At 65.5% G+C, this 20733-nt stretch carries 22 protein-coding genes and 1 tRNA gene; 18 read left to right on the plus strand and 5 right to left on the minus strand.

The genetic code is table 11. The features are described 5' to 3' along the window. Positions 1-87: 87 nt before the first annotated feature. Positions 88-651 (plus strand): outer membrane beta-barrel protein, encoded by a 564-nt coding sequence (locus KU884_RS02845; protein WP_167781202.1) that lies wholly within the window; start codon positions 88-90, stop codon positions 649-651. Between the two features lie 153 nt (positions 652-804). Here the strand turns inward: KU884_RS02845 and KU884_RS02850 are convergent, their stop codons facing one another. Next, positions 805-1464 carry a hypothetical protein gene (locus KU884_RS02850; protein ID WP_167781203.1) on the minus strand — a complete coding sequence of 220 codons (660 nt, stop codon included), beginning with the start codon at positions 1462-1464 and terminating at the stop codon, positions 805-807. 263 nt (positions 1465-1727) lie between these two features. Here KU884_RS02850 and KU884_RS02855 point away from each other — a divergent pair, with 263 nt between their 5' ends. Next, positions 1728-2105: a hypothetical protein gene (locus KU884_RS02855; RefSeq protein WP_167781204.1), complete on the plus strand. Its 378-nt coding sequence runs from the start codon at positions 1728-1730 to the stop codon at positions 2103-2105. Positions 2106-2269: 164 nt separating this feature from the next. Here the strand turns inward: KU884_RS02855 and KU884_RS02860 are convergent, their stop codons facing one another. The 3 genes from KU884_RS02860 to KU884_RS02870 form a co-directional block, all read right to left on the minus strand. Beyond that, complete coding sequence (locus KU884_RS02860) at positions 2270-2689, minus strand: VOC family protein (protein ID WP_174813707.1); 420 nt, start codon at positions 2687-2689, stop codon at positions 2270-2272. 111 nt (positions 2690-2800) lie between these two features. Next, the gene (locus KU884_RS02865; RefSeq protein ID WP_167781206.1) at positions 2801-3745 is read right to left on the minus strand and encodes a D-Ala-D-Ala carboxypeptidase family metallohydrolase; all 945 of its coding nucleotides are present in this window, start codon (positions 3743-3745) and stop codon (positions 2801-2803) included. Beyond that, complete coding sequence (locus KU884_RS02870) at positions 3742-4632, minus strand: L,D-transpeptidase family protein (RefSeq protein WP_167781207.1); 891 nt, start codon at positions 4630-4632, stop codon at positions 3742-3744. The genes KU884_RS02865 and KU884_RS02870 overlap by 4 nt, the downstream gene beginning before the upstream one ends. Before the next feature lie 469 nt (positions 4633-5101). On the opposite strand from KU884_RS02870, the gene carA reads away from it, so the two are divergent. From carA to greA, 3 genes are all read left to right on the plus strand, one after another. Then, positions 5102-6244: a glutamine-hydrolyzing carbamoyl-phosphate synthase small subunit gene (gene carA, locus KU884_RS02875; protein WP_167781208.1), complete on the plus strand. Its 1143-nt coding sequence runs from the start codon at positions 5102-5104 to the stop codon at positions 6242-6244. Positions 6245-6305: 61 nt separating this feature from the next. Next, on the plus strand, positions 6306-9527 hold the full coding sequence (gene carB, locus KU884_RS02880; RefSeq protein ID WP_167781209.1) for a carbamoyl-phosphate synthase large subunit: 3222 nt from the start codon (positions 6306-6308) through the stop codon (positions 9525-9527). After that, positions 9524-10003, plus strand: a complete 480-nt coding sequence (greA, locus tag KU884_RS02885; RefSeq protein ID WP_167781210.1) for a transcription elongation factor GreA — start codon at positions 9524-9526, stop codon at positions 10001-10003. Before carB ends, greA begins: the two co-directional genes overlap by 4 nt. 316 nt (positions 10004-10319) lie before the next feature. Here greA and yhbY read toward each other — a convergent pair whose 3' ends face one another. After that, positions 10320-10619 (minus strand): ribosome assembly RNA-binding protein YhbY, encoded by a 300-nt coding sequence (gene yhbY / locus KU884_RS02890; RefSeq protein WP_167781211.1) that lies wholly within the window; start codon positions 10617-10619, stop codon positions 10320-10322. 16 nt (positions 10620-10635) lie between these two features. Between yhbY and KU884_RS02895 the strand changes: the two genes are divergently transcribed. From KU884_RS02895 to nuoE, 13 genes are all read left to right on the plus strand, one after another. Beyond that, the gene (locus tag KU884_RS02895; RefSeq protein ID WP_167781212.1) at positions 10636-10917 is read left to right on the plus strand and encodes a hypothetical protein; all 282 of its coding nucleotides are present in this window, start codon (positions 10636-10638) and stop codon (positions 10915-10917) included. Next, positions 10904-11524, plus strand: coding sequence for a 23S rRNA (uridine(2552)-2'-O)-methyltransferase RlmE (gene rlmE / locus KU884_RS02900; protein ID WP_167781213.1), 621 nt, complete (start codon positions 10904-10906; stop codon positions 11522-11524). Before KU884_RS02895 ends, rlmE begins: the two co-directional genes overlap by 14 nt. An 82-nt stretch (positions 11525-11606) precedes the next feature. Beyond that, entirely contained in the window at positions 11607-13553 is a 1947-nt protein-coding gene (ftsH, locus tag KU884_RS02905; RefSeq protein WP_167781214.1) for an ATP-dependent zinc metalloprotease FtsH, read from the plus strand. 18 nt (positions 13554-13571) lie between these two features. After that, on the plus strand, positions 13572-14435 hold the full coding sequence (gene folP / locus KU884_RS02910; RefSeq protein WP_167781215.1) for a dihydropteroate synthase: 864 nt from the start codon (positions 13572-13574) through the stop codon (positions 14433-14435). A 55-nt stretch (positions 14436-14490) separates the two neighbouring features. Further along, positions 14491-15828 carry a phosphoglucosamine mutase gene (glmM, locus tag KU884_RS02915; RefSeq protein ID WP_167781216.1) on the plus strand — a complete coding sequence of 446 codons (1338 nt, stop codon included), beginning with the start codon at positions 14491-14493 and terminating at the stop codon, positions 15826-15828. A gap of 101 nt (positions 15829-15929) precedes the next feature. Next, positions 15930-16694, plus strand: a complete 765-nt coding sequence (tpiA, locus tag KU884_RS02920; RefSeq protein WP_167781217.1) for a triose-phosphate isomerase — start codon at positions 15930-15932, stop codon at positions 16692-16694. A gap of 17 nt (positions 16695-16711) precedes the next feature. Continuing rightward, positions 16712-17080: a preprotein translocase subunit SecG gene (secG, locus tag KU884_RS02925; RefSeq protein ID WP_167781218.1), complete on the plus strand. Its 369-nt coding sequence runs from the start codon at positions 16712-16714 to the stop codon at positions 17078-17080. A gap of 64 nt (positions 17081-17144) precedes the next feature. After that, positions 17145-17229, plus strand: a tRNA-Leu gene (locus KU884_RS02930). Positions 17230-17415: 186 nt separating this feature from the next. Continuing rightward, complete coding sequence (locus tag KU884_RS02935) at positions 17416-17772, plus strand: NADH-quinone oxidoreductase subunit A (RefSeq protein WP_167781219.1); 357 nt, start codon at positions 17416-17418, stop codon at positions 17770-17772. Then, on the plus strand, positions 17763-18239 hold the full coding sequence (locus KU884_RS02940) for an NADH-quinone oxidoreductase subunit B family protein (RefSeq protein ID WP_167781220.1): 477 nt from the start codon (positions 17763-17765) through the stop codon (positions 18237-18239). Before KU884_RS02935 ends, KU884_RS02940 begins: the two co-directional genes overlap by 10 nt. A 17-nt stretch (positions 18240-18256) precedes the next feature. Continuing rightward, positions 18257-18985, plus strand: coding sequence for an NADH-quinone oxidoreductase subunit C (locus tag KU884_RS02945; protein WP_167781221.1), 729 nt, complete (start codon positions 18257-18259; stop codon positions 18983-18985). Further along, entirely contained in the window at positions 18978-20231 is a 1254-nt protein-coding gene (locus KU884_RS02950; RefSeq protein ID WP_167781222.1) for an NADH-quinone oxidoreductase subunit D, read from the plus strand. Before KU884_RS02945 ends, KU884_RS02950 begins: the two co-directional genes overlap by 8 nt. Next, positions 20228-20731, plus strand: a complete 504-nt coding sequence (gene nuoE, locus KU884_RS02955) for an NAD(P)H-dependent oxidoreductase subunit E (protein WP_167781223.1) — start codon at positions 20228-20230, stop codon at positions 20729-20731. The genes KU884_RS02950 and nuoE overlap by 4 nt, the downstream gene beginning before the upstream one ends. Positions 20732-20733 lie beyond the last annotated feature (2 nt).

The following is a 20733-nucleotide window of genomic DNA, read 5'->3' on the forward strand; positions in this document are numbered from 1 at the left end:
CCCGCCCGATACAGTCAAACAATGTAGTGGCGGCACTCGCCCGAGTGCCGCCGTTCACGGGTTTGCCTGACGGTTCGAGGTGACATCATGCGTTGGTGGACGCTGTTGATCGTGGTCGGTCCGTCGCTGCTGCTGGTGATGCCCGCGCAGGGCAGCGATCGCTATGGCTACTGGGGCTTCGATCTGCTTTCCACGGAGCTTGCCGAGGATGACGGGGCTTTCGGTGCGGAGCTTGATGACACCAGCGCAGCGCTGCGGATCCACGGTGGTTATCGTGCCAACCGCTGGTTGGGTATAGAGGGCGCCCTGCAGGGGCTGGGGAATTATCATGACAATGGCAACCGCTTCGATTACAGCGCCTTGACCCTGGCGGGGATGCTGTATCTCCCGGTATCCCGGAGCTTCGAGTTCTATGCCCGGGCGGGTGGTGGTGTCGGCTGGGTCCGTGATCAGAACCGGCGCGAGACCAACAACAAGCCCATCGGCATGGTGGGCGTGGGCGCCAAGGCGCACGTTTCCCCGGTGCTGGCGTTGCGCGGCGGGGTGGACGCCTACGCCATCAGCCCCCGGATCGTTGATGCCGACGGCAATGCCGAGACCCGTGACCAAGGCATCGGGGTGGGGTATGTGGGTTTGAGCTTTCTCTTCTAGCGTGACGTACGCCGCAATTCGCTATCGGCCAGAGCACGGGTGGCCGGGGCCTGGTGGTCCTGGACTTCGACGATTGAGTGCGGCAAGGGCCGCCGGGGCGCTCTCCGGCGGGCGGTGACGCCGGCCGGAGAACGGGCAATTCTGTCCGGAGTGTCAGGTCCGCCCGAACAGCCGCGCCATGAAGCCGGGGGCCGTGGGCGGCGGCAACTCCGCCTGCAGTGCCGTCGCTTCGGCAAGAATCTCCTCGAGCTGGTCACCGATGGGCTGGGCCAGTTTTTTCTCCTCGCTGGTGAATGCGGAGCCGTGCCCTTCGATCCCTGCCTCGATGAGCCGGTCCGACCAGACCCTAACGGCCAGACGCAGGGTGTCCAGGATGCGAACATAGCTCCGTGCGGGGACCGCCAGGGCGAGCCGTGTATCCAGATTGGTCTCGGCCTGGAGTCGCTCGTGCAGGGCACCTTCCAGTTCCTGGCGCACGCCGCCGTCACTGATGATCCGCTCCCGCTTTCGCACCAGATCAAGCACGTCCGTGCGCAACTCTGCGGCGGTGAGGCCGGCGATTTTGATCTCGTCCACCGGCGCCTGTATCCAGCCGGCGCCAGGACGCCAGGCCAGCAGCGTGCTCTCTTCTGCGCGCCGGTAATCGGGAACCGGTTCGTCGGCCGCGTAACCGTCACGTTCCCGGCGAAGCCACTGCTGAATGGGCTTCTGCCGCAGCACGGTGGCCTGGAACAGAGCCTTCTCCAGAATATCCGCTGGTGACGCCTGCGGGTCCTCGGCGATCTCCCTTAACGTGTGCATTGTGGAACCCATGCTGTCTCCTCCTTGTCGTGCCTCGGGTGGCCGTGCCATCGGTACGGCTCCTTCCTGGGTGCGGACCTGTTTTTTATCTCGGACGAGCCACAACAACAGAATCCCCGGGAAGAGTGTGTGAAATGGCTCGCACGATTTCCCAGGGACGGCCGGCTGGTTCTTCGGCAGACATGCTCCGCTGCTTGCCCTTTCGTCCGCTGCTCGCCGACACTCTTGCCACTGGCACCAAGGGGTGCGGCGGCACGACGCGAGGAAGAGGGCGTATGAACGCGGAAACACGGCTTGAGCGCGCAATGGCGATAGTGGAAGAAGTTCGGCAGGCGGGGCAGGTGGATGCGGAGACGCGGGCGCAATGCCTCGACGCCCTGGACGGTGAGCTCGCCGGTGTCCGTGGCGAGGTGGAGGCACTGCGACGGGAGGTCGACGGGTTGAAGGCAGAAAACCGTCGCCTGCGGCAATCCAGGGGCGGCGGTGAGGAGGAGCCCGTAGCCACCCGGGTGGGCTGCTATCAGTTCGCCAACGACGACACGCTGTACTGTCCGCACTGCTGGGACAGGAACAAGCAGAAATCCGCGACCACCCGGATCACTGCCCGGCACAGGGTGTGTCCGGCATGCAGCACGCCGCTTAGCGGCCGTTAAGGCTCCCGGCTCGTTCAGGCGTAGGGTGGACCTTCAGGTCCACCATTACGGGCTTTGATGAACCACCTCGGTTTGCATGTCGGGGGAAGGCGGACCTGAAGGTCCGCCCTACGCATGCACCCAGCGATGGTTGCAGCGCCCGTCGGGCGCCGCTTGATGCCCCCTCACCGTGTTGGCCACACGCCCGGCGTTGCCAGTTCCAGCAGGTGGCCATCCGGGTCGCGGAAGTAAATGCTCTCTCCGCCCCGGGGCCAGTGCGTTCTGCCTTCGATAGCGATGCCGTGGTGCTGCAGCCGGGCCTCCCAGGCGGGCAGGTCTGCGGCGCTGATGGCAAAGGCGACATGGAGACGCCCTTCGCCGTCGTGGGGAGGGATGGTGCCCATGTCCTTTGGCAGAACCACCGTTTCCTGTGTCGCTCCCTGCAGGAACAGCAACAGCACCGTGCTGCCACCGGCATCGTAGGCGGTGAAGCGGTGGTCCGCCGTGAAGGGCTCGAGCGCCATGACTTCCTCGAAGAATGCGCGGGCGCGGTCCATATCCTCCACGTAGAGCGCCGTCTCCAGGACACCGTTCAGTCCGGGCATCACGCACCTCCCGTATCCTTCTCCTGCAGGTTCAGGTTAGCACGCTGCGGCGCGTCGTTGCCTTCCGACGGGGCGGGGAAGGCCCCGTGCCGGGGGCCACGGGGGGCGGGGTCAGAATTCCCAGCGGGCGGGGAAGCCGCGCACGTCTACATGGACGAACGGCCCGCGGTGCGGGGCGCTGCCATAGATGCCGATGCCGCCCTCGACGTCCATTTCGGCCATGACGCGTTCGGCGATTGCGGCCAGGACGCGGGCGTCGGCGATGGTGCTGCGGTTGTCACCCGTGAGGTCATCCATGCGGCCGCGCGGGCGGTGTTGGTCGATGTAGATGTCCGCGGCGCCACCCCACTGGTGACGGCTGTGCCGCCCGTTGCCGATGGCGGTGTTGTAGAACGGGGTGCGGTAGCCGCTCATGACCACGAATCCGTCGGTCCGGATGCCTTCCTCGTTCACCGTCTCCAGCAGCTGCTCCAGGACCAGCATGAGCTCGGGCCGAATCAGCACGAAACGTGGCCAGCCCGCCTGCTGCTTGGACAGGAACTGCCCAAGGGTGAAGTGCGGTGAGACCGCAAGCTTGGCCAGTGCCGGATCCACGCGGATGAATCCCTCCGGCGGCAGGTAGGCGTCCAGCCCGCGAAACGGCTTGCTGGGGTAGCGGCCGATGCGGTAGTTCTCGATGCGGCCGTTGGCCTTGGCGGACCGCGGCGTCATCACCAGCATGTTGAAGGTCATGGTTTCGCCGGTGGCATCCTGCCGGAAGGTCAGCGGGTAGTGGCCCGGGGTCGGGGGGGCATGCCATGACCAGCCGCGATCCCCGCGCGCTGTCAGGGTGCCCTTGTCCGTCTTGCCCGAGAGTGCAGCCGCCGGCAGGTCGGGGCTGTGGAATCGCACGCTGGCTTCCGGCATGACCGGAATCGCCAGGACACGGTACGGGTTGTCCATGCCGTCCACACTGATGCGAAAGCCCGTCCGGCCAGGATCGAATGTGCTGGCGAAGCTGGCCGTGCACGCCAGTAGAAGCAATGCGGCGGTCAGCCACCGCAACCGTGTGGTCATCGTCCGGTCCTTACGGGGTGCGGCGGCAGCGCCGCCAGGGCGGCACGGACCGGTTCGTCGCGGCTGTAGATATCCTCCCGGAACTGGACCCGGCCATCGTCGTTCACCCAGGTGGTGGCGTACTGCATGTGAGTCTGCACCGGACGCCGCAGGGGGACGGTCTGTTCACGTTTGCCGTCGATGATGCGGTCGATGGCGGCGCGGTCCCAGCGACTGCTGTTGTCCAGCAGAACGCGGGTCAGTTCCATGGGGTTCTCCACCCGGAGGCAGCCGGAGCTGAAGTCCCGCCGTGCGCGATCGAACAGGTTTCGCGCCGGGGTATCGTGCAGGTAGACGTTGAAGCGGTTCGGGGACATGAATTTCACCTGACCCAGAGCGTTCAGCGGCCCCGGGGACTGATGGAAACGGAAAGGCATGTTATTGCGCCCCATGCGGTTCCAGTCGACGGTGGTCGGGTCGACTTCGCGTTCATCCGCCCCCCAGCCGCGAAGCACGCGGAAGCCCATGCGGTCCAGGTAGTCCGGGTCCAGGCGGCCCAGGGCGAGATGGGAGGTCAGCAGCAGATAGCTGTCGGTGACCAGCAGATCCAGGTCCGCCAGCCAGCCCGCAGTTGGGTCTTCCGGTGCCTGCTCCAGCAAGGCGTCGATGGCCTCCGCGTGGTAGTCGGCAACGGACAGGCCGTGGACGTCGGCCAGCTCCAGCAGATCGCGCACGGTGGTGACGCGGTCCACGCGGGCACCGTCGTCGTCGGACCAGGCCGGGGCAAACAGCCGTTCGGTGTAGAACGCGCGCAGCGCCCGCTCCGCATGAATGGCCTCCCCGGACGCCGCTAGGCGCTCGCTACCCTCGGGCAGCGCCTCGAGGCGTTCCCGGAGCTGCTCGCCCACCGGGGTGGCGAGAACGGGGGTGCGAGAAGAAGGCCCCCGATCGCCACTGTGAGCAGAGTCAGGTACACGACTGCCCGTGGCCGCGGTTTCGACAGAAGACGCATCATCAGCGAGGTGCTCCGGGAAGGGTGGGGGGTGCATCGCATCACCGTGGTGCTGCAATGCTCAGGCAAGTAAGCCGCAGGACCCGTCCGGCGTCAAGACGAGTCATTCATCCGGTCCTCAATGGGGCGGCGAACCCCACCGGGAGGCATACGGGGCGGCAACGGTCCGGGTGGTTGAGCAGGTGTCGTGCCCGGCGCGTGGACACCGTTGACTACGGTCGCGTAGAATACCGCGCACTTCGCGGGCGGGCGATACGGCATCAATATGGCGGGAGGGGTCACGTGGTTGATTCCTCCCGTTTTTGCGCGCACACGAACCGTGTTCGCCACCGCCTTCGGCACCGGTACAGTCGGGAGAAGCGCAGTTGAGCAGGCCAGCTATTCTTGCACTTGAGGACGGGACCCTGTTCCACGGTGAGGCCATCGGCGTCGATGGCACCAGTGTGGGGGAGGTGGTGTTCAACACCGCCATGACGGGGTACCAGGAGATCTGTACCGACCCGTCCTACAGTCGTCAGCTGGTGACGCTGACATACCCCCATATCGGCAATACCGGCACCAACCCGGTGGACGAGGAGTCCGACGGGCCCAAGCTGGCCGGTCTGATCATCCGGGATCTGCCGTTGCGCTCAAGCAGCTGGCGCAACGCCGAGGATCTGAGCGGCTATCTCCAGAGCCGCAACGTGGTGGCCATTGCGGGGATTGATACCCGCAGGCTCACGCGTATTCTCCGCGAGAAGGGCGCCCAGGACGGCTGCATCATGGCCGGCGATGTGAACCCGGAGCAGGCGGTGCAGGCCGCGCGGGACTTCCCCGGGCTCAAGGGCATGGACCTTGCTGCGACCGCCTCTACGGAGGAGCGCTACGAGTGGCGCCAGGGTTCCTGGACATTGCCCCTGGGGCGCGCCGATGCCGGTGACCGCACGGATGCCGACCTGCCCTGGCACGTGGTGGCCTACGATTACGGCATCAAGCGCAACATCCTGCGCATGCTGGTGGATCATGGCTGCCGGATTACCGTGGTGCCGGCAAAGACACCCGCCGAGGAGGTGCTGGCCATGGAGCCGGACGGGGTGTTTTTCTCTAACGGCCCCGGTGATCCCGAGCCCTGCGATTACGCCATCGAGGCCATCCGCACCCTGGTGGAGGCCGGTGTGCCGAGCTTCGGCATCTGCCTCGGGCACCAGCTCCTGGGGCTGGCCAGTGGCGCCCGTTCGGTGAAGATGAAGTTCGGTCACCACGGTGCCAACCACCCGGTGCAGGATCTGGACTCCGGCCAGGTGATGATCTCCAGTCAGAACCACGGCTTTGCGGTGGACGAGGAAAGCCTGCCGGCCAACGTGCGGGCAACCCAGCGTTCGCTGTTCGATGGCTCGCTGCAGGGGATTCACCGCACCGACAAGCCGGCGTTCAGCTTCCAGGGACACCCGGAGGCCAGCCCGGGGCCGCACGACGTGCGCACGCTGTTTGCCCACTTCGTGGATCTGATCCGCGAATACCGCGCCTGAATCGGCTCCCGTTTGCCCGAATCGTCCGCAAGCGCGCACCGCGACATACGAGCAGGAAACCATGCCCAAGCGTAACGACATCCAGAGCATCCTGATCATCGGCGCCGGTCCCATCGTTATCGGCCAGGCCTGCGAGTTCGACTACTCCGGCGTTCAGGCGTGCAAGGCCCTGAAGGAAGAGGGCTACCGGGTCATTCTGGTGAACTCCAACCCGGCCACCATCATGACCGACCCGGAGACGGCGGACGCCATCTACATCGAGCCCATCCAGTGGCCGGTGGTGGAGCGCATCATCGCCGCCGAACGCCCGGACGTGGTGCTGCCCACCATGGGCGGGCAGACCTCGCTGAACTGCGCCCTGGATCTGGACCGTCATGGGGTGCTGGAGCGCTACGGCGTGGAGATGATCGGTGCTACCAAGGAAGCCATCGACATGGCCGAGGACCGGCACCTGTTCCGCGAGGCCATGACGCGCGTCGGCCTGGAAACGCCCACCGCCGAGGTGGCGCACTCCATGGAGGAAGCCCTGGAGGTTCAGGCCCGGATTGGCTTCCCCACCATTATCCGGCCGTCGTTCACCCTGGGCGGCTCCGGCGGTGGTATCGCTTATAACCGCGAGGAATTCGTCAGCATCTGCGAGCGCGGGCTTGATCTCTCGCCCACCAACGAACTGCTCATCGAGGAGTCGGTGCTGGGCTGGAAGGAGTTCGAGATGGAGGTGGTGCGCGACAAGGCGGACAACTCCATTATCGTGTGCTCCATCGAGAACCTGGATCCCATGGGCGTGCACACCGGCGACTCCATCACCGTGGCGCCGGCGCAGACGCTCACGGACAAGGAATACCAGATCATGCGCAACGCCTCCCTGGCGGTGCTGCGCGAGATCGGCGTGGAGACAGGTGGTTCCAACGTGCAGTTCGCCATCAACCCGCAGGACGGGCGGCTGGTGGTCATCGAGATGAACCCGCGGGTGTCGCGTTCCTCAGCGCTGGCCTCCAAGGCCACCGGCTTCCCCATTGCCAAGGTGGCGGCCAAGCTGGCGGTGGGTTACACCCTGGACGAGCTGCGCAACGAGATTACCGGCGGCGCCACGCCGGCGTCCTTCGAGCCGACCATCGACTACGTGGTGACCAAGGCGCCGCGCTTTACCTTCGAGAAGTTCCCCCAGGCGGAGGCCACGCTGACCACGCAGATGAAGTCCGTGGGCGAGGCCATGTCCATCGGTCGTACGTTCCAGGAATCCTTCCAGAAGGCGTTGCGCAGCCTGGAGACCGGGGTGGACGGCATGGAGGCGTTCTTGGATCTGAACCAGTCAGACATCAACACCCGCCTGCGCCACGAGCTCAAGATGCCCCGGCCGGAGCGTATCTTCTGCGTGGGGGACGCCTTCCGTGCCGGATTCACGGTGCAGGAGGTGTACGAACTCACCGCCATCGATCCGTGGTTCCTGGCGCAGATGGAGGACATTGTCCACGGTGAGCGCGTGGCCGTGGAGGCGGGCTTCCGGGCACTGGACCGGGACACGCTGTTCGCGCTCAAGCGCCGCGGCTTCTCCGACAGCCGTCTGGCCACGCTGCTGGGTGTCAGCGAGGCGGACATCCGCAACCGCCGCCACGAACTGGGCGTGCGGCCGGTGTATAAGCGGGTGGACTCCTGTGCCGCCGAGTTCGCCACCGCGACGGCGTACATGTACTCCTGCTACGACGAGGAGTGCGAGTCGGATCCCTCCGACCGGAAGAAGATCATGGTGCTGGGCGGCGGACCCAACCGCATCGGCCAGGGCATCGAGTTCGACTACTGCTGCGTGCACGCCGCCTTTGCCATGCGCGAGGACGGCTACGAGACCATCATGGTCAACTGCAACCCGGAGACGGTCTCCACCGACTACGACACCTCCGACCGGCTCTATTTCGAACCGCTGACCCTGGAGGACGTGCTCGAGGTCATCCACACCGAGCAGCCCGAAGGCGTGATCGTGCAGTATGGCGGGCAGACGCCGCTGAAGCTGGCCCGGGATCTGGAAGCCGCCGGCGCGCCCATCATCGGCACGGCGCCGGACTCCATCGACCTCGCCGAGGACCGCGAGCGGTTCCAGCAGCTCATCAACCGCCTGGGCATCCAGCAGCCGCCGAATCGGCTGGCGCGCACTGCCAGGGAGGCGTTCGATCTCGCCGCGGAGATCGGCTACCCGCTGGTGGTGCGGCCTTCCTATGTCCTAGGTGGCCGGGCCATGGAGATCGTCTACGGTCCCGAGGAGCTGGAGCAGTACATGAATGCGGCGGTGAAGGTCTCCCATAACTCGCCGGTGCTGCTGGACCGTTTCCTGGACGATGCTGTGGAAGTGGACGTGGACGCCGTCTCCGATGGTGAAAACGTGCTCATCGGCGGCATCATGGAGCACATTGAACAGGCGGGCGTGCACTCCGGTGATTCCGCCTGCTCGTTGCCGCCGTACACCCTCTCCCAGGCGACCCAGGATCGGCTGCGGGAGCAGGTGCGCCAGCTTGCCCGCGGGCTGAACGTTGTGGGGCTGATGAACGCCCAGTTCGCCATCAAGGGCGAGGCCATCTATATTCTTGAAGTGAACCCCCGTGCGGCTCGCACCGTGCCCTTCGTGTCCAAGGCCACCGGCATTCCGCTGGCCAAGGTGGCGGCGCGCTGCATGGCCGGCCGCAGCCTGCAGAACCAGGGTGTCACCCGCGAGGTGCTGCCGACCTTCTACTCGGTGAAGGAGTCGGTGTTCCCCTTCATCAAGTTCCCGGGGGTGGATCCGATCCTCGGGCCGGAAATGAAATCCACCGGCGAAGTGATGGGCATCGGCCACAACTTCGGTGCTGCCTACGCCAAGTCGCAGCTGGCCGCGGGAGTGAACCTGCCCCGGGGCGGGAAGGTCTTTATCAGTGTCCGCGATACGGATAAGGCCATCGCCGTGGAGGTGGGCCGCGGCCTGCGGGAGCGGGGCTTTACCCTGGTGGCGACCAGTGGCACCGCCGAGGTGCTCAACGAGGCTGGCGTGGCCTGCGAGGTCATCAACAAGGTACGCGAGGGCCGACCGCATATCGTCGACGCCATCAAGAATGACGAGATCAACTTGATCATCAATACCACCGAGGGGCGGCAGGCGATTGCCGACTCGTACTCGATCCGGCGCGAGGCGCTGCACCACAAGGTGAGCTACACCACCACCATCGCTGGTGCCCGGGCCACCGTGCTGGCTATGGCGCAGCTGGATCTGGAAGACGTCAACCGCCTGCAGTCCCTGCACAAGGAGGCCACCGTATGAGCAAGGTGCCATTGACCGCTCGTGGGGCCGAGAAGCTGCGTGAAGAGCTTAACCGTCTCAAGTACGAGGAGCGCCCGCGCATCATCGAGGCCATTGCGGATGCGCGGGAACACGGTGATCTCAAGGAGAATGCCGAGTACCACGCCGCCCGCGAGCAGCAGAGTTTCACTGAGGGGCGGATCAAGGACATCGAGGCCAAACTGTCCAACGCCCAGATCATCGATGTCACCAGCATGCCCAACAACGGTCGGGTGATTTTCGGTGCTACGGTGGATCTCGTGGACGTGGATACCGAGGAAGCGCTGACGTACCGGATCGTCGGCGAGGACGAGGCGGATATCAAGCAGGGGCTGCTGTCGGTGCAGTCGCCCTTCGCCCGCGCGCTGATCGGCAAGGACGAGGGTGACATCGCCGCCGTGGAAGCGCCCGGCGGCACCCGTGAGCTGGAAATCGTGAAGGTGCGCTACGAGGGCTGAGGGCGCGCCGAACGGCTGTCGGCCTGGTGGGATCGGCGTAGGGTGCATCTTGATGCACCTTTTCCTGACATGCTGCCTGAGGCGGTTTGTCTGAGGCCGATTGCGGTGCATCAAGATGCACCCTACGTCTGAGCCCCTGCTCCACCGCGTGGGAGCGCCCCCTCCCTGTGGGAGCGACGTGAGTCGCGACAGGTCGGCGCCGACTCGGCGCATTTGTCGGTCCGCCGGGCATCGCGACTCACGTCGCTCCCACAGGGGGCGGGGCTCCCGCGATGGTGTGCCCGGGCGTCGGCGGTGGGTGGGTTGGGCCGGGTCGCTACGGCAACGCGATGCGCTGTTTCTTGTCGATGCGCGAGCGGCGGAACAGCAGGGCGATGTTGCCCATGGCCTGCACCAGCTCCGCGCCGGTCTCGTCGCAGATCTGCTGGATGCGCGCCCGGCGGTCGGGACGATCGTCGGCGACGACCTTGACCTTGACCAGCTCGTGATCGTCCAGCGCCTGGTCGATTTCGTGCATCACGTTCGGGGTCAGGCCGGCGGCGCCGGTGAGCACCACCGGCTTGAGCGAGTGGCCGAGGCGGCGCAGGTGACGTTTCTGCTGTTGTTTCAGCGACATGACGGCGAATTGATCCATGGGTGAGGAAAAGCGGAGCGAGAGTCTAGCACGGGCCGACGGCAGTTCTCATCGCATTGTCCTCCCCGGGGTGAAGATGGATCTGGCCGTGGTCCTGCTGGTGCTGGGCTGTCTCTGGTTTCTGGTGATGGCGACGGACCTCTCCCGGGTGGGGGAGGTCGTGGTGCTGCTGGGCGGCTCCGTGGCGGCCTGCGGCTGGTTGATCTGGCGCACACGGCGGGCAGTGAACCGCGCGGCACGGCACCGTGGTGATCCGGAGCGAGACGATGGCACGGAGTAAGAGCAGCAGTCGCTGGCTCCAGGAGCACTTCAGCGACAACTGGGTCAAGGAAGCGCAGAAGCGTGGCTACCGCTCGCGGGCGGCCTTCAAGCTGCTGGAGATCCAGAAGAAGGACAACATCCTGCGCCCGGGCATGCAGGTGGTGGACCTGGGTGCCGCGCCCGGTGGCTGGTCCCAGGTGGCCGGGGAACTCCTCGGCGGCAAAGGCCAGGTGGTGGCCCTGGACATTCTGCCCATGGATGCCCTGGTGGATGTCACGGTGCTGCAGGCGGATTTCACCACCGACGAGGGCCTGCAGTTGCTGCGCGATAGTGTCGGTGACAGGCAGGCGGACCTTGTAATGTCCGACATGGCCCCCAATCTCAGCGGTGTGAACGCCGTGGATCAACCACGGGCCATGCATCTGGCAGAGCTGGCCCTGGAATTCGCCCGGGAAAATCTGAAACCTGGCGGCGATTTTCTGGTCAAGACCTTTCAGGGGGAAGGCTTTGATGCCTTCCTGCGTGAACTGCGCGCCGGCTTTGGCCGCGTGGTCACCCGCAAGCCGGACGCATCGCGCGATCGTAGCCGGGAAGTGTATTTGTTGGCCCGGCAATCGCGCCTGTAGTAGTGTTCGGCTCAGATTTCTTTTCGCAAGCCTCTCCGCCGTCCATGGTCGCCGGGGAGTTAACCAGCCGAGGTGTATCACCTTGAACGACATGGCCAAGAACCTGATTCTCTGGGTCATCATCGCGGTCGTGTTGATGTCCGTGTTCAGTAATTTCCAGGAACGGACCACCACCACGAACAAGGTCAGCTATTCCGACTTCATCTCCCAAGTGGAGCAGGGAGCCGTGCGCGATGTGACCATCAAGGGTCAGGAGATCGAGGGCACGACGACGGGCGGTGAGCAGTTCCGTACCTTCAGTCCGGAGAGTGACAATCGCGCCCTGATCGGCACCCTGCTGGACAATGGTGTCAGCATCGAGGGCGAGGAGGCCGAGGGCCGCAGCATGCTGCTGCAGATCCTCATCTCCTGGACGCCCTTCCTGCTGCTGATCGCGGTGTGGATCTACTTCATGCGCCAGATGCAGGGCGGCGGTGGCGGCCGCGGTGCCATGTCCTTCGGCAAGAGCAAGGCCAAGCTGATGACCGAGGAGCAGGTCAAAGTGGGCTTTGCCGACGTGGCCGGCGTGGAAGAGGCCAAGGAGGAGGTTGGCGAGCTGGTGGACTTCCTGCGTGACCCCTCCAAGTTCCAGCGCCTGGGTGGTCAGATCCCCCGCGGCGTGCTGATGGTGGGTTCACCGGGTACCGGCAAGACCCTGCTGGCGCGGGCCATCGCCGGCGAGGCCAAGGTGCCGTTCTTCAGCATCTCCGGGTCGGATTTCGTGGAGATGTTCGTGGGCGTGGGCGCGTCCCGGGTGCGCGACATGTTCTCCCAGGCCAAGAAGCACGCGCCGTGCATCATCTTCATCGACGAGATCGACGCCGTGGGGCGCCAGCGTGGCGCTGGCATGGGCGGCGGTCACGACGAGCGCGAACAGACCCTGAACCAGCTGCTGGTGGAAATGGACGGCTTCGAGGGCAATGAGGGCGTGATCGTCATCGCCGCCACCAACCGCCCGGACGTCCTGGACCCGGCACTGCTGCGCCCGGGCCGTTTCGACCGGCAGGTCACCGTGCCCCTGCCGGACGTGCGCGGCCGCGAGCAGATCCTCAAGGTGCACATGAGCAAGCTGCCGCTGACCAGGGACGTGGATCCGTTCATCCTGGCGCGCGGTACGCCGGGCTTCTCCGGCGCGGACCTGGCCAACCTGGCCAACGAGGCGGCCCTGTTCGCCGCCCGGGCCAACAAGCGCGAAGTCGATATGCAGGACTTCGAGATGGCCAAGGACAAGATCATGATGGGCGCCGAGCGGCGCTCCATGGTCATGAGCGAGGACGACAAGAAGCTCACCGCCTACCACGAGGCGGGGCACGCCATCGTCGGTCTGATCACGCCGGAGCACGACCCGGTGCACAAGGTCACGATCATTCCGCGCGGCCGCGCCCTGGGCGTGACCATGTTCCTGCCCGAGGAAGATCGCACCAGCTACTCCAAGCAGCGCCTCAACAGCATGATCACCTCGTTGTTCGGCGGCCGTCTGGCAGAGGAGCTGATCTTCGGCCACGAGCGGGTCACCACCGGTGCCTCCAATGACATCGAGCGGGCCACGCAGATCGCCCGCAACATGGTCACCAAGTGGGGGCTCTCCGAGCGCATGGGGCCGCTGGCCTACAACGAGGACGACGGCGAGGTGTTCATCGGTCAGGCCATGCAGAAGCAGAAGCAGGTCTCCGACGAGACGGCCCACGCCATCGATGAAGAGATCCGCTCCATCATCGACTCCAACTACAACAAGGCCAAGCAGATTCTCCAGGACAACATGGACAAGCTGCACACCATGTCGGATGCCTTGATGAAGTACGAGACCATCGACAAGGCGCAGATCGACGACATCATGAACGGCCGACCGGTGGGCCCGCCCCGGGGTTGGCAGGACGAGCGTGGAGGAGGCTCCTCCGGTGGCTCCGAGGCCGGCGCTGACGTTGGTGAAACCGGCGACGGCGACGAGCCAGAAGGTGGCCGGATCGGCGATCCGGCCGGCGAGCACTGACGGCGACGAGGTGAGCCCATGACGCGCGCGCAGGCGCCCGTCCTCGACCTGGCTGGCCGGCAGCTGACGCTGGACCGGCCCCGGGTCATGGGTGTGCTCAATATCACCCCCGATTCCTTTTCGGACGGGGGTGATTTCTTTGCGCCGGACACCGCCCTGGAGCGGGCGCAGGAACTGGTGGCGGCAGGGGCGGACATCATCGACATCGGCGGCGAATCCACTCGCCCGGGAGCCGAGGAAGTGCCGGTGGAAGAAGAGCTGCACCGGATCCTGCCAGTACTCGGCCTGCTGGCCACCGAACTGGACGTGCCGGTGTCCGTGGATACCACCAAGCCCGAGGTCATGGAGGCCGCCGCCGACGCTGGCGCCGGCATGATCAATGACGTCATGGCGTTGCGGCGGCCGGGTGCCCCCGAGGCGGCGGCTGCCACCGGCCTGCCGGTGTGTCTGATGCACATGCAGGGCGAGCCGCGGACCATGCAGCGCAACCCGGTGTACGACAACGTGGTCACGGATGTGCGCGATTTCCTCGCCGAGCGCGTTGCGGTCTGCGAGGCGGCGGGTATTCCGCGGCAGCGTCTCGTGCTGGACCCGGGATTCGGTTTCGGCAAGACACTGGCGCATAACTACGAACTCCTGGGCCGGCTCGACGCGCTCCACGCACTCGGGCTGCCCCTGCTGGCGGGCATGTCCCGCAAGTCCATGCTGGGGAAGCTCGTGGACCGGCCGGTGCATGAGCGGCTGGCGGCGGGCACCGCCGCGGCGACGATTGCCGCCTGGCTGGGCGCGCGGATCATTCGTGTCCATGATGTTGCCGCCACCGTGGATGCCATGTCGGTGGTGGCCGCGGCGTTGGCGCCGGAGCAGATTCGGGAGCGATAATGTCGCGGCGGAGTGCGCGTGCACTCGGCGCAGGCACGGGAAGGGATCGGGGATAATGACACGCAGATATTTTGGCACCGACGGCATTCGTGGACGGGTCGGTGAGACGCCCATTACGCCCGACTTCATGCTCAAGCTGGGCTGGGCCCTCGGGCAGGTGCTGGCCCAGCGGGACCGGCGACTTGTACTCATCGGCAAGGACACGCGGATTTCCGGGTACATGTTCGAGTCCGCGCTGGAGGCGGGGCTTTCCGCGGCGGGCGCCGACATTCGCCTGCTCGGCCCGATGCCGACGCCAGCCATCGCCTACCTGACATCGACCCTGCGTGCCGGTGCCGGCATTGTCATCAGCGCCTCGCACAACCCTCACGAGGACAACGGCATCAAGTTCTTCTCCGAAGAGGGGGAGAAGCTGGACGATGCCGCCGAAGCTGCCATCGAAGACATCATCGAGCAGCCCCTGACCACCGTGGCGTCGGCGGAACTGGGCAAGGTGACCCGCCTGAACGACGCGCCGGGGCGCTACATCGAGTTCTGCAAGAGCACCATCGGTCGGGATGTGCGCCTCCAGGGTTTGAAGCTGGTGGTGGATTGCGCCAACGGTGCCACTTACCAGGTGGGGCCCGAGGTCTTCCGTGAACTGGGCGCGGAAGTGGTGACGCTGGGCGATGAGCCCGACGGGCTCAACATCAATGTCGAGTGCGGGTCAACGCACCCGGACGCCATGCAGGACGCGGTGCGGCGGACCGGCGCGGATGCCGGTGTCGCCTTCGATGGTGATGGCGATCGGGTGATCATGTGCGATGCCGACGGCGATCTGGTGGATGGCGACGAGGTGCTCTACATCATCGCCAGTGCCCGGCAGGCCGCCGGGCGCTTGCAGGGGCCGGTGGTGGGCACACTCATGAGCAATCTCGGCCTGGAGCACGCCCTGGAGCGGGACGGCATCGGTTTTCTCCGCGCCAAGGTCGGCGACCGCTATGTCCTCGAGCTGCTGCGCCGGGAAAGCGGGCTCATCGGCGGCGAATCCTCCGGTCACGTGGTCTGCCTGGACCGCACCACCACGGGTGACGGCATCGTCTCCGCGCTACAGGTGCTCGAACGCATGGTGCGAACCGGGCTGCCTTTGACGGAATTGCGCGCCGGCATGCGCAAGTACCCCCAGCACATGATCAATGTCCCGGTGGCACGCCGCGCCTCCGACGGCGATCTGCGGGCGCTGGACGGCGATGTCGCGGCGGTGGAGCGGGAGCTGGACGGTCGCGGCCGGGTGCTACTGCGGCCCTCCGGGACCGAGCCGGTGATCCGGGTCATGGTCGAGGGCCAGGAGCGGGATCTGGTGGAGCACTTCAGCCAGCGGCTCGCCGCAGCAGTGGAACGCGCCCTGCGCTGATCGGGGGGCTTGTCCAGGCAGCGCCGGAATACTTTGACGTGACAAGGCCTTGGCCTGTCGGCTATGATCCCCGGCTGTTTTCTCCTCGCGGAGCGACCCTGATGCGACGCCCTCTGATTGCCGGTAACTGGAAGATGCATGGCTCCCGGGGCACGGTGCGCGCGCTCCTGACCGCGCTGCGGGACGGTCTGGACGGGACGGATGGCGTGGATGTCATGGTGCTGCCGCCCGCCATTTACATCCCGGATGCCGTACGACAGCTTGACGGCGGCCCCGTCAGGGTCGGCGCCCAGAACGTGGCGGACCAGGAACAGGGCGCATTCACCGGTGAGATCGCCGCGGATATGCTGACCGACTTCGGCTGCACCCACGCACTGGTGGGGCACTCCGAGCGGCGCTCCCTGTACGGCGAGAGTGATGCCCTGGTGGCGGCGCGCTTCGCTGCGGCGCAACGCCACGGTGTCACCCCGATCCTGTGCGTGGGTGAGACCCTGCAGGAGCGCGAAAGCGGGGCGACGGAGACGGTGGTGGCTGCGCAGATCGATGCGGTGGCCGACGTCGCCGGCAGAGAGGCGCTGGCGGATGCCGTCGTTGCCTATGAGCCCGTATGGGCTATCGGTACGGGCGTGAGTGCGTCGCCGGAGCAGGCGCAGGGGATGCACGCATTCATCCGGGCGCGGTTGGCTCATCACGGGGTCAGCGCCACGGCGGTGCGGTTGCTCTACGGCGGCAGCGTCAAGCCGGATTCCGCCGCTGAACTGTTTGCACAGCCGGACATTGATGGCGCCCTTGTGGGTGGCGCTTCGCTCAAGGCTGACGATTTTCTCGGTATCATTGCGCGGGCCCGCGAGGCGCGCGTTTCGTAGAGTTTCCAGAGGGTTGCATGGCACAGATTATCCTGATTTTTCACGTGGCCATCGCCGTGGCGCTGGTGGTGCTGGTCCTGCTGCAGCAGGGCAAGGGCGCCGACGCCGGTGCGGCTTTCGGTAGTGGCGCGTCGGCAACGGTGTTCGGCGCACGCGGCTCGGCGTCATTCCTTTCCCGGGTGACCGGCATGCTGGCCACGGGCTTCTTCCTCACCAGCCTGACTCTGGCGATGCTGGCGGCGCGGGATGCCGGCCCCGGCAGTGTGGTGGACCGCGCCGGCGACGAGCCTGCACCGGCGGTGGAAGAGGAGATGCCCGCCGACGACGAACCCGACGCGCCCGAGGCGCCGGATGGTGACGCCCCCGCCGCCCCGCCGGAGGAGTGATCAGGTTCAGGCCCGGGTCACTTGGTCCCCGGCCCGGATTCTGATACGCTTCCGGTCCCTTTCAGCGGATGTGGTGGAACTGGTAGACACGCTGTCTTGAGGGGGCAGTGGCGCAAGCCGTGCCGGTTCGAGTCCGGCCATCCGCACCAGATCTCCGGAGCCCGGTTCCGACCGGGCCCGATCCCATATTTTCCCTTTATAATCAGTTAGTTGTAAGTTGACAGTGCGCTGCGCGCTGCTCTACACTGCGCGCGGTATTTCGAAACCGCGGTGGCGGGGTGGGCGTGTGTGCGGTGTCACGCTGACGTCCCCCGGGTGCGCAAGGAAACCGGCACATGCTTGCAGAATTCGTTCCGATTCTTCTTTTCATTATTGTCGGCCTCGGTCTTGGTGCCGTTCTGGTCGTGGCCGGTTTCGTTCTCGGGCCGCAACGCCCCAACGACGAGAAGCTCTCTCCCTACGAGTGCGGCTTCGAGGCTTTCGAGGACACGCGCATGCGCTTCGACGTGCGTTACTACCTCGTGGCCCTGCTGTTCATTATCTTCGATCTGGAAATCGCGTTTCTCTTCCCCTGGGCCATCGTGCTTGAAGACATCGGTCTGTTCGGTGTGGCGGCCATGGGGCTGTTCCTGTTCATCCTGCTGATCGGTTTTCTCTACGAGTGGAAGAAGGGGGCCCTGGAATGGGAGTAGAGGGCGTTCTCGAAAAGGGCTATGTCACCACCTCGGCGGACAAGCTCATCAACTGGGCCCGCACAGGTTCCATGTGGCCCATGACCTTCGGTCTTGCCTGCTGTGCGGTGGAAATGATGCATTGCGGGGCTGCCCGCTATGACATGGACCGACTGGGCGTGATTTTCCGTCCCAGTCCCCGGCAGTCCGATGTCATGATCGTTGCCGGCACCCTGTGCAACAAGATGGCGCCGGCACTGCGCAAGGTCTACGACCAGATGGCGGACCCCAAGTGGGTCATCTCCATGGGCTCCTGCGCCAACGGCGGCGGCTACTATCATTATTCCTACGCGGTGACGCGGGGCTGTGACCGGATTGTGCCCGTGGATATCTACGTGCCGGGCTGTCCGCCCACGGCGGAAGCGCTGCTCTACGGCATTGTTCAGTTGCAGAACAAGATCCACCGCACCAACACCATCGCCCGTTAAAGCAGAGAGCTCAGCTCATGGCCGAAGCGCAACACGCACTTGCGGAACGCCTGCAGCAGGCGTTCGGGGAGACACTGCAGAACTGGCAGGTCCACGTCGGGGATCTCACCATCGAGGTGGCGCAGTCGGACCTCTACCGGGTGATGCTGTCCCTGCGGGACGACTTCCGTTTCGAGCAGCTCATCGACGTCTGCGGCGTGGACTACGCCGCCTGGAAGCAGGATGAGTGGATCACCGAGGACGCCTCCGGGGCCGGTTTCTCCCGTGGCGTGCGCGGCAACCAGTTCGCCCGCCTCGGCCTGACCGGGGTCTACGGTCTGGAGCCGGTGACCACCAACACCGGCCGGCGCTTTGCCGCCGTCTACCACCTCTTGTCCGTGAGCCGTAACGAGCGGTTGCGGGTGCGGGTGTTCTGCGACAATGACGACTTCCCGGTGATCGACTCCGTGGTCAGCGTCTGGGCTGGGGCCAACTGGTTCGAGCGCGAGACCTTCGATCTCTACGGCATCATCTTCGATGGCCACCCGGATCTGCGCCGCATCCTCACCGACTACGGCTTTGTCGGCCACCCGTTCCGCAAGGATTTCCCGCTGATCGGCAACGTCGAGGTGCGCTACAACGAGGAGAAGGGCCGCGTGGTCTACGAGCCCGTCTCCATCCAGCCGCGTGTACTGGTGCCGCGCGTCATCCGCGAGGATAACCGCTACGCCGAGCCGGACGCCCAGGAGGACGCCAGCAATGGCTGATATCCAGTCCTACACCATGAACTTCGGCCCCCAGCATCCGGCCGCCCACGGCGTACTGCGCATGGTGCTGGAGATGGAGGGTGAGGTCATCCGCCGCGCGGACCCGCACATCGGGCTGCTGCACCGGGCCACCGAGAAGCTCGCCGAGAGCAAGCCCTACAACCAGAGCATCGGTTACATGGACCGGCTCGATTACGTGTCCATGATGTGCAACGAGCACGGTTACGTCATGGCCATCGAGAAGCTCCTGGGTGTGGAGCCGCCGCTGCGGGCGCAGTACATCCGGGTGATGTTCGACGAGATCACCCGTCTGCTCAATCACCTCATGTGGCTCGGCACGCACAGCCTGGATGTGGGTGCCATGACCATGTTCCTGTACTGCTTCCGCGAGCGCGAACTGCTCATGGACCTCTACGAGGCCGTCTCCGGGACGCGCATGCACGCGACCTACTACCGCCCGGGCGGCGTGTACCGTGATTTGCCCGAGCGCATGCCGCAGTTCGAGGCCTCCCGTTTCCGCAGCGAGAAGGACCTGGAGTGGCTCAACAAGGACCGGCAGGGGTCCATGCTCGATTTCATTGACTCCTTCTGTGAGCGCTTTCCCAGCTCCATCGACGAGTACGAGACCCTGCTCACGGACAACCGCATCTGGAAGCAGCGGCTGGTGGGGATCGGCCAGGTGTCCGCCGAACGCGCGCTGCAGCTGGGTTTCACCGGCCCCATGCTGCGCGGCTCCGGCGTTGAATGGGACCTGCGCAAGACGCAGCCCTACGCCGTCTACGACCGGCTCGATTTCGACGTGCCCATCGGCACCAACGGTGACTGCTACGATCGCTACGTGGTGCGGGTCGAGGAGATGCGCCAGTCCACCCGGATCATCAAGCAGTGCGTCGACTGGCTGCGGCAGAATCCGGGTCCCGTGATGCTCGACGATCACAAGATCGCACCGCCCACCCGGGAAGAGATGAAGGACGACATGGAGTCCCTCATCCACCACTTCAAGCTCTTCACCGAGGGCTACAGTGTGCCGGAAGGCGAGGCCTACGCCGCGGTGGAGGCGCCCAAGGGCGAGTTCGGGGTTTACATGGTGTCCGACGGTGCCAACAAACCCTACCGCGTGAAGGTGCGCGCGCCCGGCTTCGCGCATCTCGCAGCCATGGACGAAATGGCCAGTGGCCACATGCTGGCGGACGTGGTGGCGCTGATTGGCACCATGGACATTGTATTCGGGGAGATCGACCGTTGAACGAGCAACGCCTGAGTGACCGCGTGCTCACCCGGGAGCAGCGCGAGCAGATCGACCACTGGCTGGCCAAGTTCCCGGACGAGGGCAAGAAGTCGGCCGTGATTCCGGCCCTGCACATTGCCCAGGACGGCAATGGTGGCTATCTCACCGACGAACTGATGGACGCGGTGGCCGAGTACATCGGCATTCCGCCGGTGGCCGTCTATGAAGTGGCGACCTTCTACAGCATGTTCGACACCGCCCCGGTGGGCCGGCACAAGGTGAACATCTGCACCAACATCGCCTGCATGCTCATGGGCTCCGACGAGATCGTGGCCCATTGCGAGAAGCGGCTCGGCATCAAGCTCGGTGAGACCACGGACGACAAACGCATCACCCTGAAGGTGGAAGAGGAGTGCCTGGCCGGCTGCGTCGGGGGGCCGATGATGGTAGTGGACGGCCACTATCACACGCACCTCACGCCCGAGAAGGTCGACGAAATCCTCGATAATCTGGAGTGACC

It is taken from the genome of Aquisalimonas sp. 2447 (genome assembly GCF_012044895.1).
GTDB lineage: Bacteria > Pseudomonadota > Gammaproteobacteria > Nitrococcales > Aquisalimonadaceae > Aquisalimonas.